Raw genomic sequence first — 259 nt, 5'->3', positions numbered from 1 at the left:
AGATGCAGTGTTTCCAAATGCGGATTTTCAGATTCAGAAAGCGCCATCTAATGCGACATACCGTACAATAATCGGAATGTGTGCCGGGATAGCCGGTGGAAATGCAAGAATCGACGAAAATGACTTACTCAGGATTATTACGTTTGATAAGACATTTACCAATACGACTATTTACGATGGTGGAGCAGTAAAGAACTGGACAAATGGTGATGATCTGGATGGCGGCACGCTTAATCCATGGACAATGGGGACTGTGATT

1 protein-coding gene is annotated in these 259 nt (G+C 43.2%); it reads left to right on the top strand.

Going from position 1 to position 259, the window contains the following annotated elements:
- Positions 1–259: hypothetical protein (locus KC820_RS13095; protein ID WP_212371703.1), on the top strand; the 259-nt coding region annotated here is incomplete at both ends.

Source organism: Allobacillus saliphilus (genome assembly GCF_018138385.1).
Lineage (GTDB): Bacteria > Bacillota > Bacilli > Bacillales > Alkalibacillaceae > Allobacillus > Allobacillus saliphilus.
This window is presented reverse-complemented; position numbering and strand designations above follow the sequence as displayed.